Source organism: Flavipsychrobacter stenotrophus, from assembly GCF_002954265.1.
Lineage (GTDB): Bacteria > Bacteroidota > Bacteroidia > Chitinophagales > Chitinophagaceae > Flavipsychrobacter > Flavipsychrobacter stenotrophus.
This window is the reverse complement of record NZ_PPSL01000002.1, coordinates 315,581-329,946: the sequence shown is the minus strand read 5'-3', so window position 1 is coordinate 329,946 and position 14,366 is coordinate 315,581. Positions and strand designations below refer to the sequence as shown.

The following is a 14,366-nucleotide window of genomic DNA, read 5'->3' as shown; positions in this document are numbered from 1 at the left end:
AGGCTTTACTATATTTATTGTTACACGTGCTATGCTGTTATGTTTGAGGTTCTGGGAGAATTTTTGGTTGGATTTATTGAAGTTGCGGTGAAGATCGCATTTAAAGCCACAGGTGCTGCTATCCGTTGGGTAGCGGGGAGATGCAGGAAAAAATACACAGAGCTATACCATCAGGATACAGCTACAAGTAGTCTTGTCGGGTTTGGATTTTTCGCCCTGGTTACTACCGGTTTGTTGATCTGGTTGGTGTAAGGGCAAAAAATAACCCGGATCGCAAAAACGACCCGGGTACAAAAATCTAAACGGAATTATGCGCTAGTATTTCACTACAAGCCCCTGAAACATCCCGGGTGTATTATCTTGCTGTAAGAGTGTTCCAGATAGGTCAAACTGGTATATCTTACCATGGGTTTCATCCCATATCGATCCGGCGGTATCGTACTTTAGCGTAGATACAATGTACCTGCCATTACATTCATTAAGGCAAGTGGAGTAGTAATCTGAATTGAAGTTGATGGCCAGGTCGGCCAGGTTAGTGTGGCCTCCTGTTGGGTTTATCTTTACCAATGCATACGGTAGTGTAGATGAATAGTGTAATCCATATATCATGTTATCTGTAGTGTTATACCTTAAGCATCTTATTGCACCGCTGCCCGAGTCTACAAGTGTAGCGCCTGTTGCAGTGATCCTCGACAAAGTATAGTCATAGGGGACACCAGTGGAAATACCCACGGCGTATACATCCCCTGTTGCCGGATTGCAGGTTATTTCTGTAACGTATCCCGCAACCGGTATGGTGACGCCGGGTGATACTGAATAGGTGGTACCTGAGCCTATAATAATTTCTGATAGCTTGTTGATGGAACTGTCATTTTGAATGACCAATAGCTTATTGGTGGCAACGTTGTAGATAAGGCTGCCAATGTACGTATAAGTGCCCGATGGTCGGCTGTAATACGTAACCACACCAGCTGTGCTTACTTTGCAGAGCGTTGGGCTATTTGATCCGCCAACTATTGTATAGTAGCAGTTGTCTGACGTGTTGTATGCACCGCCACCAATTCTTATGTGGGTATTGATAGTGGCAATACCTGTACTTGCGGCCGTAGAGAAGTTAAATGTTCCGAAAGAATACGTGCCTGTGGAACCATAGTAGGAATCATTGTTAGGGCCGAAGTAACCGTAGATAGTAGCGGAACACTCAGGGGTGGTTGGTGTGGGTAGAGCGGTTGTTTTATCTTTTTTGCAAGACGCAACTGATGTGAGCAGTAAGGCTGTAGCAGCCAAAGTAAGGAGCGATTTCATAGCATTAATGTTTGGTTACTATAAAAGACGGCATTTTAGTTGGTGTTCTTGGGTGTGTAAATAGATAAATATAAAGGGTATGGTTGAAGGGTTTCTAATCAGCAGTTTATATTTATTGCACTAATTATCCTCGTCGTCAAATATCAGCGTATCCTTTTCTTTCACAATAATTTGTTTTAATTCGCCTTCTTTCTTGCTAATGTAATCACCAACGGATATTGTATCGTAAATGGCGGTGTTGCTTATGTTTATATCGCCAGAGTGCCCTTCAACGGTTATATATTTGGCGCCATGGGCTTCCTGGTAATATTTTTTTTCGGTAACAATACCTGAATAATGTTCGTTCAGTTTTTGATGGTAAAAGTGATTGCCGGCAATTGACATAAATTCACCGACACAAGTAACGAATAGCATAAATGCCATTAAAACCCGTGCTATTTGCGGCAATTTCAGAAATTTGTAGACTGTTATTACTAGCACGTAGCTGAGTGTGCTGCCTACATTATAAGGAACGGGTTTGTTTATGTATTGCGGTTTGGTATTTTCAATCTCTGGGTTAGCAACTTTTTGGGTATATACATCATACCTGACTCTATAAACATAAAGTGCATGCTTGAGTTGAATATAGTCTATTCCTAGTCTGTTTAGTGGCAAGCGTATACGTTCTCCTTGTACCTTGTAAGAAAGGAAATGGCGTTTTTGATTTGACATGACATTTTCCACAATTACTTCTTCATCCCATATGTTCTCCCATGTGTAATAAGTGCCGTTAGGAGATTCGATACCCTGATCGTTCAAAATGAGATTACCGCCCTTATTGAAGAGGCTCCCCATCCACACATCTGTTACAACAGTTTCGTTTGGTACATTGACATCGTCTTTGAATTGGTATGGTCCGTAATAGCGCTCCAGTATTGCCTTTCGTTCCGCAATATCTTTTTTCGACATCCAGAATTCCTTATCGTTATAGTCTTCAATACACAATTGATGCAGCAGGCATTGCATGGAGTCGAGCTCACGGATATCTTCGACCGAATTGTACGCCCATATCTGCCACTTAATGATTGAAATGAAATAAACATAGTAACATAATGGTATGCCAACTACAAATATCCAGGCGAAAGCAGCTTCTGCGGGTAGGCCGAATTTTATAGCCAAAAATATTGTGAGTGCAACATGCGAAAATGCTGTCAGTACTACTGCCGCTATAGTAATGGGAAATACTCTTACAACAAGATCGATTGGATATTTGCGTTGTCGTTGCGAAGCAGAGTTGCTCATAGAGAAGGCTGTATGCAGTATTTATTGCGATAGCTATTGCAAAGGTAGTGAGACTGAGAAGGCAAGATTATTGTATTTACCTATTATTGGCTCAGTTCGGTTCAATATATTCGTGAGATAATTGCATTCTACTTCTTCGCTTTCTTAGATTTTACCTCTATCTTTTTCACGTGCTCCATTGACGTCTCTGCCAGCTGTTTCCATTTTGCGGAATGAGCTTCTGATAGCTGCACCCAGCCATTCATTGCGCGGCCATCCATTGGTGTGAACATTTTAGCATTTTTTAGTTGCAACGCTTCTGCCTGCTCTGTATCAGGCAGCTTAAATACCATGTATTCTTTCCAGAACATTACCCCGGCTTTGCCATTGGGTGCCTTTAAGCAGAGTGCCCCAAACATTTTACTTTTGGTGGTGTCGGGTATATCCGCAGCTATGGAGTGGTATAATTCTTCGGCTTTGGTCATTTAGGGTATTTTTAGAATTATTGTACCCGCAATTTATGATATTTGCTTTAAATAGCGGATGTACTATCCGGGTATTCTCCCGGCCGTTGGTATATTGAATATGAATAAGATAGCGCAAATAGTAAAGTGGTGCAACGGCGCTCTGGCCGTTGATGTTGACATAAACGCAGAGATAGACGAACTGGCTACCGACAGTCGTAATATTGAGCACCCTGAAACAGCATTATTTATAGCTATAAAAACAAACCTGCGAGACGGACACTTATACATTGCTGATGCTTATGTAGCAGGTGTGAGGAATTTTCTTGTATCCAGACACGTAGAAGCTGGTGAGTTGCAAGGTGCAAACATTATCCTTGTAAAAGATACACTTCTTGCTTTGCAGCAGATAGCTGCCGGACATAGAAAACAATATAAGCTGCCCGTAATTGGCATCACAGGTAGCAACGGTAAAACAGTTGTGAAGGAATGGCTGTATCAATTGCTGGGCGGCAGGTTCAGCATAGCACGCAGCCCTAAGAGTTATAACTCGCAGGTGGGTGTACCACTCTCGGTATGGTTAATGGAGCCGGAACATCAGTTGGGTATTTTTGAAGCAGGTATCTCCCAGCCCGGAGAGATGGAGCAACTGGAAAAGATCATTGCGCCAACTATAGGTGTATTCACCAACATAGGAGAAGCACATAGCGAGGGCTTTCTAAATATCCGTCAGAAGATCAATGAGAAGCTGATCTTATTCCGCCATGCACAACACCTGGTCTATTGTCATGATCATGCCCAACTCAATGAGTGCATTGTGAATTACGTGCACCATGTGCAGGATGTAAAGCTATTCTCATGGTCGGCCAAACAAGATGCTGATCTGAGAGTAACCAAAATAAACAAGCAGGGAAACAAAACCCAGATAACAGCATCATACAAAGGAGAAGAGGCTACTGTTACTATTCCTTTTGGCGATGGCGCGTCGGTAGAAAATGCTATGCACTGCTGGTGTGTGGCACTGTTGCTGGGCCTTAGCCAGGCAGAGATTGCCGAAGGCATGATGTCGCTGCAATCTGTGTCTATGCGACTGGAGCTAAGGCACGGATTAAATGATTGCACAGTCATCAATGATGCTTATAATTCTGACCTTACTTCACTACAACTCGCATTGGGTTATCTCGATCAGCAGAAGCAACACCTCATGCACACGGTCATCATGTCTGATATGCTGCAGATGGGTAAGGCCGATATAGACTTATATGAAGAAGTTGCAGCACAGATAAGCCGCCGTGGTATACAGCGGTTCATAGGTATAGGTCCGGCGCTGTATAAAAACAAAGCTGCGTTCAGGAAGTATAAAAAGCTGCGGAGTATCTTCTTTAGGTCTACCGAAGATTTTTTGAAGAATTTCCATCAGCTTACTTTTAATAAAGAAGCCATACTGCTGAAAGGTGCACGTGTGTTTGCTTTCGAGAAGATAGGTTTATTGCTGGAACAGCAAGTACACCAGACGGTGATGTCTATTAACCTGGCTGCGCTCAAGCAAAACCTTGATGTATTCCGTGCCGAACTATCGCCCGGAGTAAAGACCATGGCCATGGTCAAGGCCTTTGCCTATGGCAGCGGTAGCTATGAGATAGCCAGCCTGTTACAGCATGCGGGTATAGATTACCTTACGGTTGCTTATACCGACGAAGGGATATCACTCCGCAAGTCGGGCATCACGTTGCCTATTATGGTCATGAGCCCCGATGCTTCATCATTCGACCGTATGATAGCCTGGAATCTGGAGCCGGAAATATTCAACTTCCGCTCACTGGGTATGTTTGTGCAAATAGCGCAGACATTGCAGGTAAAGAATTACCCTGTGCATATAAAGCTGGATACAGGCATGCACAGGCTGGGCTTTGAAGCGCATGACATGGAGCAGTTGATAACTCTTTTGAAGGACAATCCCATGCTGCAGGTAGCGTCTATATTCAGCCATTTGTCTGCCAGTGAAGACCCGAAGGAAGATGATTTTACAGCACTGCAGGCAAAACGATTTGATGATATGAGCAGCCAGCTGATGAGGGAACTACCTAATAGTCCTTTGCGTCACCTGTGTAACTCTGCGGCCATAGTCCGGCACCATTCATTACACTATGATATGGTGCGCCTGGGTCTTGGCTTGTACGGAGTAGATGGCAGCCACAGCCTGGAAGGAAAACTGCAACAGATAAGCACACTAAAAACAATGATAGCGCAGGTGCGCGATGTGCCTGCAGGCGATAGTGTAGGGTATGGTCATAAAGCCATGGCCGATCATGACCGCCGCATTGCGGTCATCTGTATTGGCTATGCCGATGGTTACCTCCGCGACTTGGGTAATGGCAACGCTTACGTACTTATTCATGGTCAGCAGGCACGTACCATAGGTTCTATCTGTATGGATATGTGCATGGTAGACATCACCAACATCCCCGAGGCAAAAGAAGGCGACGAAGTAACAGTCTTTGGTAATGATCTGCCTGTAACCTTGCTAGGCCAGTGGGCCAATACCATCTCTTACGAGATCATGACCAGCATATCGCAGCGCGTAAAGCGCGTGTACATTAATGAAGAGTAGTCTCAATTCGACAATTCGGCAATTTGACAATTTGGCAATGGTGGAAACGATACACGTGTTATCAAGGATTGCGTTCCCTTTAACAGCACAACTATTAATGAGCATTGCCAAGTTGCCAAATTGTCGAATTGTCGAATTCAATTGAGCCATTGAGTAATTAAGCCATTGGACCATTAGCAATCAGCTCTTCCCAAAACTCGGCCGCCCTGCGTGTATGCGGTATCACTATAGTTCCACCAACAATATTGGCCACTGCAAATATCTCATAGATCTCTTCTGTATTAATACCCTGTTCGTAGCACTTGCCCAGATGATACTTGATGCAGTCATCGCAACGCAGCACCATGCTCGACACCAGTCCCAGCATTTCCTTCGTTTTTGTGCTTAATGCACCCTCTGCATAGGTGTTGGTATCCAGATTGAACAGGCGGTTGATCACCTTGTTCTGCTTGCCCAGGATCACTTCATTCATTTTACCCCTGTATTCATCAAATTCTTTTACTAAAGACATATGTTGTAGATTTTATTTCAGATGATCAAAAGTAAGTGATTCGCTTTTTCCAATTGTCAGACAGCTGACAGGATTGTTTTTGCTGATTAATTTGAATTTCGCGCATTTCAATTAAAATAAACCACATGTATGGCCGCTTTCTGGTCTCAGGATAACAACGTAAATTCGCATCCTGATATAAAACAATAAATTTCATGCAAGATCAACAAGTTCCTGAGCAGCAGTTGAACATCGAATTAACAGAAGAAATGGCGGATGGTACGTATGCTAACCTGGCTATCATTACTCATTCTTTCGCTGAGTTTGTAATAGACTTCGTGAATGTAATGCCTAATGTGCCTAAGGCAAAAGTAAAATCTCGTATCGTAATGACTCCGCAGCACGCTAAGAGGCTGATGAAGGCACTTATTGATAACGTAAAACGCTATGAAGCGCAGAATGGTAACATCAAGGAACAAGAGCAGCAGAACATGCCGTTCAACTTTGGTCCACCTACAGCTCAAGCTTAATTCCAACAAAATTTGAAGTAAAAGTAGAAATGTGCGGTTGTATCCTATTCAAACAGTGACAAACAAAGCATTTCTACTTTTATTTTTTATGCACTTTTTTCCTTTTGTATGAACGATAAGATATTAATATTAGATTTTGGATCTCAGTTTACTCAGTTGATCGCCCGCCGTCTGCGTGAGCTCAATGTGTATTGCGAGATTCAGCCTTGCACTAAGCCGATCCCTGAGAACGATGCGACTTTAAAGGGGATTATCCTTTCGGGTAGCCCTTTTTCTGTAAATGACCCTAAAGCACCAAAGCCCGATGTAAAGGCTATGGCTGAGCGTTACCCTGTTTTGGCGGTTTGCTATGGTGCTCAATTTATCGCTCATCTTTATGGCGGTGAAGTGGGTAAGTCCTCAACCCGCGAATATGGTCGTGCGCACTTACGCGATGTAAAGCATACGCCTTTGTTTGCTACCATTGCAGATGAGTCTCAGGTATGGATGAGCCATAGTGATACCATCAAAAGCCTGCCTGCAGGTTTCGATATCATTGCAACTACCGACAATATTCCGGTAGCGGCATTCAGGTCGGGTGCCGATTTCGCCAAACATGATGTGTATGGTATACAGTTTCACCCCGAGGTAACGCACAGTACCGATGGGGGGCAATTACTGAAGAACTTCATTGTTGATATTTGTGGTTGTAAACAAGATTGGACGCCTGCTGCATTCATTGGCGAAACTGTTGCCCGTATCAAAGCACAGGTAGGCAATAACAAAGTGGTAATGGCCCTCAGCGGTGGAGTAGATTCTACGGTAGCGGCTATGCTCATTAATAGGGCAATCGGTGATAACCTATACTGCATATTCGTTGATAATGGCTTGCTCCGTAAAGACGAATTCCAGCAGGTATTGGACGGTTACAAACATCTTGGATTGAATACGCAGGGTATAGATGCTCACGAGCGTTTTTACCGCGAATTGGCCGGTGTTTCTGATCCCGAGAAAAAGAGAAAGATAATAGGGCGCTTATTCATTGAAGTATTCCATGAAGAAGGCGTAAAAATAAAAGATGTCAACTTCCTTGGACAGGGTACTATTTACCCCGATGTTATTGAGTCGATGTCTGTACATGGTCCGTCTGCCACCATCAAGTCCCACCACAATGTAGGCGGCTTGCCCGAGATCATGAATCTGTCTCTGGTAGAGCCATTGCGTGCTTTGTTTAAGGATGAGGTTCGTCGCGTTGGTCGCGAACTAGGTATCGATGAGATATTCATTGGTCGTCACCCATTCCCTGGTCCGGGCTTAGGTATCCGCATATTGGGTGCAGTTGAAGAAAGCAAGGTAAAGATGCTGCAGGAAGCAGATGCTATCTACATTCAGCACCTGCGCGATAGTGGCTGGTATCATAAAGTATGGCAGGCTGGTGCAATACTGCTGCCTGTACAGAGTGTGGGTGTCATGGGCGATGAGCGTACTTATGAATTTACCTGCGCCCTGCGTGCAGTAACTTCTGTAGACGGTATGACTGCCGACTGGTCGCATTTGCCTTATGATCTGTTAGCTAAGATATCTAATGACATCATCAATAAAGTAAGAGGGATCAATAGGGTGGTGTATGACATCAGCTCTAAGCCGCCTGCTACTATTGAGTGGGAATAAATTTTGATTCAATAACTCGTCCTTATGTGTAATGAGGATCAAACGGATGGGCGTGTATAACGTCCGTCCGTTTTATAAAAAGCTATTTAATGACAAAGTCTAAATTCATTGCCGTCTTATTGTTGACCGTATTTGCCGTGGGCTATGCGGGTGATGCTGAAGCACAATTCTGGAAACGGAAGAAGCATACTCATAAAAGCAAAAGCCACAAAAAGAAGTCTGTAGAAAATACAGATGAGGCCACCAATGAAGAAGACCTGCGTGCAGATCAGGATAGCAATGCATCTCACGAGCTCACAAAAAAAGAACGTAAGGAGCTAAAGAAGAAAGAAAAACACGAGCGCAAAGAAAGAGAGAAGAAAGAAAAGAGAGAGAAAGAACAAAAGGAAAAGAAGGAAAAGAAAGAGAAGAAGGAACAGGCAGCAAAAGAAAAGAAAGTCAAGTCGAAGAAGGGGGGCAAAAAAAGTCGGAAGTCTGCTGCTACAGCAACCAGGGAGCCTGTTATGGTCATCAGGAAATGGGCGGACATTGAATATGCACCATCTCAGAGAAAGACGCATTTCCGTATAGATGTGCTTGCGCCGCTATTCCTTGATGAACTGGTAAAGAATGGCTATGCAGTAAAGGATATTCCTGAAAAAGCGGTTGCCGGACTTAACTTCTACAAGGGGGTACAGATAGCTGCCGATTCACTAAAGAAAGCCAATTTCGATATTGATATTTTTGTGCACGACGTATCATCGCTTTTCGAATCGACCGATATGCTGGTGCGCAAAAATATGCTCGACTCTTCCGATCTGATACTTGGTGCGGTACAGGCTAAAGATGTGCCTGTGCTTGCTGCTTATGCGAAAGCAAAGCAAGTAAATTTCATCTCCGCTTTATCGCCTGCCGATGGTGGAATAAAAGACAATCAATACTTCACCCTGCTACAGCCCTCACTTAAGAGTCATTGCGAATGGATAGCGGCCGACCTCGAAAAAAGATATGCTGGTAGAAAGGCTTTGATGCTTTATCGCACTTATCTGCCGGCTGATCTCAACGCGTATAAGTACTTCACCGACGATACCGCTAACCGTAAGTTGTTCAACCCGCTCTTATGCAACTCTCTGCCTAAGAAAGAAAACATTGCTGTAATGATCGATACATCCAGGGTTAATACTATTGTAGTGTCTGTGTTAGACAATGTGTATGCCGATAGCATTCTGCGTATATTCAAAAGGGATTTCCCTAATGTGCGTTTCGAGGTGTATGGTATGCCTTCATGGGGCACAATGGCTAATATTGGTAAGCCTGGTATGTATCCCAATCTCAGCATCAATGTTACCCAGCCATTTAACTTTGATCCTGCTAATCCATCTGTACAATACATAGATAAGGTGTTTAAGAAGGAGTATGGCGGCCGCCCGCAGGAAATGGTCTATCGTGGTTATGAAACAATGTTCTGGTACGCCAACATGCTCATGCGCCATGGTACTATCTTCAACAAGCAGTACAACGATAATGAGATCGCACCTTTCACCCATTTCGAGATAGCGCCACAATGGGATGCTGCAGGAAACGTGCTCTACATGGAGAACAAACACATCTTCGTGCACAAGTACGAAAGCGCCGGATTTAATACCAATAAATAAGTCCGATAGATATTCGTTCGTAGAGACGCAAGATTTTGCGTCTCCACACAACACGATCTACCAATGAACCAAATAAACTTTATTAACCCGAATTAATTTACTTTTGCCCCTTTAAAATAAACGAACATGACACTTCATCGCGAAGGATACAAATATATTACCCTGGCTACCGTTATCATGCTGATAACAGGCATAGCCTCTTACATGTACTTCCCGCAGTCGCCTATACTGGTAGGTTTGATAGGGTTGGTCAACCTGGTCATCTTCTTGCTGTGGCTCTGGATCGTTTCTTTCTTCCGTATGCCATCACGCGTTCATACTGCCGGTGTTGACAAGATCATGTGTCCTGCCGATGGTAAAGTGGTAGTAATAGAAGAGACAATGGAGAACGAATACTTTAAAGACAAGCGCCTGCAGGTGTCTGTATTTATGTCGCCACTCAATGTACACGTTAACCGCAATCCTATCAGCGGTATTGTTAAGTACATGAAGTATCACCCGGGCAAATATCTGGTAGCATGGCACCCAAAATCATCTACTGAAAACGAGCGTACCACCATTGTTATCGGTAACGACAAGCAGGAGATACTTATGCGCCAGGTAGCTGGTGCCTTGGCCCGCCGTATCTGCTATTATGTAAAGGAAGGCGACAAAGTAGAACAGAACAACGAATTCGGTTTTATCCGCTTCGGCTCACGCGTAGATCTTTACCTGCCATTGGGCACTAAGCTTGATGTGAAAATAGGAGATGTAGTGCAGAGTGCTGTTACCGTTATCGGCCACAACTAAAACATACAATACTCAAAAATGGAGACCCGCTGTTACACTGTAGCAGCGGGTCTTTTTTGTAGATTAAATTAAACTCCATTAGTAATTTAGCGCAAGTGTCTTTTGTGTTGCGAGAACCAGATTTGACAACTTTTTTCAAAGTTGTCAAATCTATGAATAACACTATTAACAACGAATCAATTCTCAATTCTCAATTTCCACATTTTCTCATTGAGCCATTATTAACATTACTCCAGCTTAAAACTTATTGCCTGTGTAAACATCACCTTTGTAGCTACACCATTGTTCTTACCTGCCTTCCATTTAGGCATTGCCTTTATTACCCTTAGCGCTTCTTCATCGCAGCCTGCACCTAAACTGTGTGTTACTTTGGCATTAGTAATACTGCCATCTTCATTCACTACGAATGTTATGGCTACTCTTCCCTGTATACCTGCTTCCCGCGCATTAGGTGGGTAGTTGATGTTCTTAGATAAGTAGCTCTGCATGTCGCCGGGAAATGCAGGCATCTGCTCCACAAATACAGGTATTGCAGGCACATTGGCCGCGGCTACTACTACCGGTCCGCCAGGATTATTGCCTGCTATCGGTGGATTCAATCCATCTGCACCACTATCTACGTTTGCTTTTCCCGGGTTGAAATTCTTCATGTCTTCATTCCTTGTCATCTGTTTGTCGGGTTCTATTTCCTTATCAGTTATTACCGGTGGGGTAATTATTTTGCTCTTTGCAGGAGGAGGAGTCTCTGCTTTTTTAGGCGGTACTACAGGTGGTTTTTCTTTGCGCTCAACCTCAATGATGTGTGGGGTAACTGTAGTAGTGACAGTTATAGATGTAATCGGTTTTTCCATTCTAACAAATGAAAAGCTCACAATAGCACTCAGTCCCAGCATCAGAAACCCTACACCTTTCCTTACTCTGCTGCTGTAATTTTTACGCAATTCGTATCCGCCATATCCTTTGTTGCGGTGGTCATAAATAATGTCGAGATAGTCTGCTTCAAGCAATTTTTTCGCGTCCATAAAATTTAGTTTTAAAAGGTTTATGTGTTTGTTGTTCATTAATAAGAAGCGGCAGAAAAACAATTCCACAAGAAATTCATAAAAATATTTTTAGGTTTATTTATTAGTGTTGTATTGGCTGAAGTCCGCTATAGAAAAAGCATGCAGGGAGATTTTCTCTTGATCCCAATGTCATGGTGAGCCCTGTCATCCTGAGCTGCGTCGAAGGACGAACCACGACATTGGGTATCAGGTCGGTTCTCTTTGAGACTAATTATGCCGTCATTGCGAGGCACGAAGCAATCTAGTGTCGGGCAGGTTCTCTTTGAGATTTATTATGCGACTTGCATCAACCTCATTGAGCCATCGCACTCACATCTTCTGCAGTTATATCCACAATAGCATAGTACCTCACATCATTGATATTCATCTCATCAAGCAGGCTCACAACATCCTCATACTTGCAGGTCTTGTCGGGCTTAATAAGCACATGCAGCTTATGTGCGTCAGCAGAAAATGAAGAAGGTAATGCAGCTACCTCACTCTTCTTGCGAAGTATAATTGCTCGTGCATTTTTCATTGTAGCGACATGCATATCTGCAGGACTTTTCAACAAGCCATTGTAATAGTGCAGTGAATGATCTTTGGATGGGATGAGCGTAATTGTTGCTTCGTCCACAAAGATAGGTGGATTGTCAACCGGCCCATCATAAGGCATGTTCAGCTCCATGGCATTGGGTCTTGCCAGAGTAGTGGTGAGCATGAAAAAAGTAATGAGCAAAAATCCCAGATCCACCATAGGAGTAAGATCTACCTTCAGGGAATGTAATTTACGTTTGCCACTCTTTTGCGGCAGTATCATCTCAGCCATAGTAGTGTGTTTGCATATAAGATGCAGATGCACAAACTATTCCATAAAATTTTTTAGAATGGCTCAATCTGAAAATGGCTTAATGGCTCAATGGTTTAATGCTCTATTTGATTGAGATAATCTCGAAGTATATCAAATAAAAAATGTTGAGTATTTTTAAATAGAAAGATATAGATATTCATGGAGCCAAATGAGAAATTTAAAGAGGGATTTACAAAAATCGCAAGTGGATTTAAAAGTGATAATGTGTCACCAGCAGAATTTAAAAATGGTAAATATCCTGCGTGGGCTGTAAAAGCCATGGGATATACAGCCCGGGAAATGAGAGCCGGAGGCTATTCAAAAAGGGCTTTGAAATTGGCTGGTTTTACAGAAGACGAAATAAAAGAAACTGACGAGTAAGTTTTATCTTCGGTGCAACAAACGTCATTTTCACATTCCCACACTAGCACATTTCCACATTAGATAATTGAGCCATTGAGCAATTAAGCCATTGAGCCATTAATTATGCAAGCTCAATAACCGTGATCTCCGGCAATATGCCCAACCTGCCAGGGTAGCCCAGGAAGCCGAAGCCGCGGTTCACATACAGGTACTGATTGTCCTCCTGGTATATGCCCGCCCACTGCTTGTAGATGTATTGTACAGGGCTCCATTTAAATATCTTGCTGTCTATACCAAACTGCATACCATGTGTATGTCCGCTCAGGGTAAGGTCTACATCTTTATATTCCTTTCTTACCTGTGCCTCCCAGTGCGATGGGTCGTGAGACATCAGTATCTTAAACGGTACATTCTTTTCTTTCAGCCCGGCATACGCTTTGGTCATATCGCCATACTTAGGGAAGTTGGCTTTAGCACCCCAGTTCTCTATACCTACCAATGCTATTTTGTCTGCACCACGTTCAAACACCACATGCTCATTCATCATCAGCTTCCAGCCCATGCTTGCATGTATCTGTTTCAGCGTATCCAGGTTAGCTACTTTCGCTTCGGGTGTAGGCCACTGTACATAGTCGCCATAGTCGTGATTGCCCAGGGTAGAGTATACGCCCATTGGCGCTTTAAGGCGCGAGAATATTTCATGGTACTTTTCATCTACCTCGGTCGATACATTATTTACCAGGTCGCCGGTAAACAATATGATGTCCGCCTTCTGGTCCATTACCCTTTCTATACCATGTGCTACAGCTGCGTGGTTATCAAAACTACCCGTGTGGATGTCTGATATCTGCACGATCTTCATGCCCTTAAATGCGGCAGGCAAATTGGCGAAACTCAGCTTTATTTTACGTACCCTGTAGTTATACCTGTTGCGGATGCCCAGTGTAAAACCGCCCAGTGTAAGGCCAGCCAACACAATAGCCGTATTCTTCAGGAAAGCAGAGCGCTCTATAGGCTGCGATATGCCTTCAGATGTTGGTGAGTTGTGAAAAGCTACAGCCGCTATCAATGAGGTGATCAATCTTCTCAGGTCATCTATCAGCATTACCAGCAGCACCAGTATCTTGGCTACCAGCATGCCCAGTGCCACTGCTGTATAAATATTGCGCAGTAGGTGCGGCGTGCTCGATGATTGTAATTGGCGGATGAATACAAAACCCAGCCAGCATACCAGGGTAAACGTAACATACGCTATGGTGATACCTGTGCGCCATGCAGGGGAAAGATCCTTTACTATAGAGCGTACCAGTATATAACTGTAAAACTCGGCAAGGCCAAGCAGGCAAAGGATAATAATAAAACGAGTGGCCATAAACT

The 14,366-nt window shown here is 43.5% G+C and carries 14 protein-coding genes; 7 read left to right on the top strand and 7 right to left on the bottom strand.

The genetic code is table 11. The features are described from left to right. Positions 1 to 39 precede the first annotated feature (39 nt). Positions 40 to 252 (top strand): hypothetical protein, encoded by a 213-nt coding sequence (locus tag CJD36_RS06460; RefSeq protein ID WP_105038319.1) that lies wholly within the window; start codon positions 40 to 42, stop codon positions 250 to 252. 63 nt (positions 253 to 315) lie between these two features. Here CJD36_RS06460 and CJD36_RS06455 read toward each other — a convergent pair whose 3' ends face one another. From CJD36_RS06455 to CJD36_RS06445, 3 genes are all read right to left on the bottom strand, one after another. After that, positions 316 to 1,305, bottom strand: coding sequence for a hypothetical protein (locus CJD36_RS06455; RefSeq protein ID WP_105038318.1), 990 nt, complete (start codon positions 1,303 to 1,305; stop codon positions 316 to 318). A gap of 120 nt (positions 1,306 to 1,425) precedes the next feature. Next, positions 1,426 to 2,586, bottom strand: a complete 1,161-nt coding sequence (locus CJD36_RS06450) for a hypothetical protein (RefSeq protein ID WP_105038317.1) — start codon at positions 2,584 to 2,586, stop codon at positions 1,426 to 1,428. 128 nt (positions 2,587 to 2,714) lie between these two features. After that, positions 2,715 to 3,050 (bottom strand): hypothetical protein, encoded by a 336-nt coding sequence (locus CJD36_RS06445; protein ID WP_105038316.1) that lies wholly within the window; start codon positions 3,048 to 3,050, stop codon positions 2,715 to 2,717. A 100-nt stretch (positions 3,051 to 3,150) separates the two neighbouring features. On the opposite strand from CJD36_RS06445, the gene CJD36_RS06440 reads away from it, so the two are divergent. Beyond that, on the top strand, positions 3,151 to 5,640 hold the full coding sequence (locus CJD36_RS06440) for a bifunctional UDP-N-acetylmuramoyl-tripeptide:D-alanyl-D-alanine ligase/alanine racemase (protein ID WP_105039031.1): 2,490 nt from the start codon (positions 3,151 to 3,153) through the stop codon (positions 5,638 to 5,640). Between the two features lie 157 nt (positions 5,641 to 5,797). On the opposite strand, the gene CJD36_RS06435 is transcribed toward CJD36_RS06440, so the two are convergent. Beyond that, positions 5,798 to 6,151, bottom strand: a complete 354-nt coding sequence (locus CJD36_RS06435; protein WP_105038315.1) for a carboxymuconolactone decarboxylase family protein — start codon at positions 6,149 to 6,151, stop codon at positions 5,798 to 5,800. A gap of 194 nt (positions 6,152 to 6,345) precedes the next feature. On the opposite strand from CJD36_RS06435, the gene CJD36_RS06430 reads away from it, so the two are divergent. The 4 genes from CJD36_RS06430 to CJD36_RS06410 all read left to right on the top strand — a co-directional run bounded on the left by CJD36_RS06430 (position 6,346) and on the right by CJD36_RS06410 (position 10,733). Next, on the top strand, positions 6,346 to 6,660 hold the full coding sequence (locus CJD36_RS06430) for a DUF3467 domain-containing protein (RefSeq protein ID WP_105038314.1): 315 nt from the start codon (positions 6,346 to 6,348) through the stop codon (positions 6,658 to 6,660). A 108-nt stretch (positions 6,661 to 6,768) separates the two neighbouring features. Beyond that, a complete protein-coding gene (gene guaA / locus CJD36_RS06425; RefSeq protein WP_105038313.1) occupies positions 6,769 to 8,310 on the top strand; it encodes a glutamine-hydrolyzing GMP synthase in 1,542 nt (513 codons plus the stop codon). A gap of 89 nt (positions 8,311 to 8,399) precedes the next feature. Further along, entirely contained in the window at positions 8,400 to 9,944 is a 1,545-nt protein-coding gene (locus CJD36_RS06415) for a hypothetical protein (RefSeq protein ID WP_161499228.1), read from the top strand. 126 nt (positions 9,945 to 10,070) lie between these two features. Next, positions 10,071 to 10,733, top strand: coding sequence for a phosphatidylserine decarboxylase family protein (locus tag CJD36_RS06410; RefSeq protein WP_105038310.1), 663 nt, complete (start codon positions 10,071 to 10,073; stop codon positions 10,731 to 10,733). Positions 10,734 to 10,960: 227 nt separating this feature from the next. Here the strand turns inward: CJD36_RS06410 and CJD36_RS06405 are convergent, their stop codons facing one another. Beyond that, on the bottom strand, positions 10,961 to 11,755 hold the full coding sequence (locus tag CJD36_RS06405; protein ID WP_161499227.1) for an energy transducer TonB: 795 nt from the start codon (positions 11,753 to 11,755) through the stop codon (positions 10,961 to 10,963). Positions 11,756 to 12,089: 334 nt separating this feature from the next. After that, positions 12,090 to 12,605 (bottom strand): ExbD/TolR family protein, encoded by a 516-nt coding sequence (locus tag CJD36_RS06400; RefSeq protein ID WP_105038308.1) that lies wholly within the window; start codon positions 12,603 to 12,605, stop codon positions 12,090 to 12,092. A 180-nt stretch (positions 12,606 to 12,785) separates the two neighbouring features. Between CJD36_RS06400 and CJD36_RS06395 the strand changes: the two genes are divergently transcribed. Further along, on the top strand, positions 12,786 to 13,007 hold the full coding sequence (locus CJD36_RS06395; protein ID WP_105038307.1) for a hypothetical protein: 222 nt from the start codon (positions 12,786 to 12,788) through the stop codon (positions 13,005 to 13,007). Positions 13,008 to 13,110: 103 nt separating this feature from the next. Here the strand turns inward: CJD36_RS06395 and CJD36_RS06390 are convergent, their stop codons facing one another. Continuing rightward, positions 13,111 to 14,361 carry a metallophosphoesterase gene (locus CJD36_RS06390; RefSeq protein WP_105038306.1) on the bottom strand — a complete coding sequence of 417 codons (1,251 nt, stop codon included), beginning with the start codon at positions 14,359 to 14,361 and terminating at the stop codon, positions 13,111 to 13,113. Between the last annotated feature and the right edge of the window lie 5 nt (positions 14,362 to 14,366).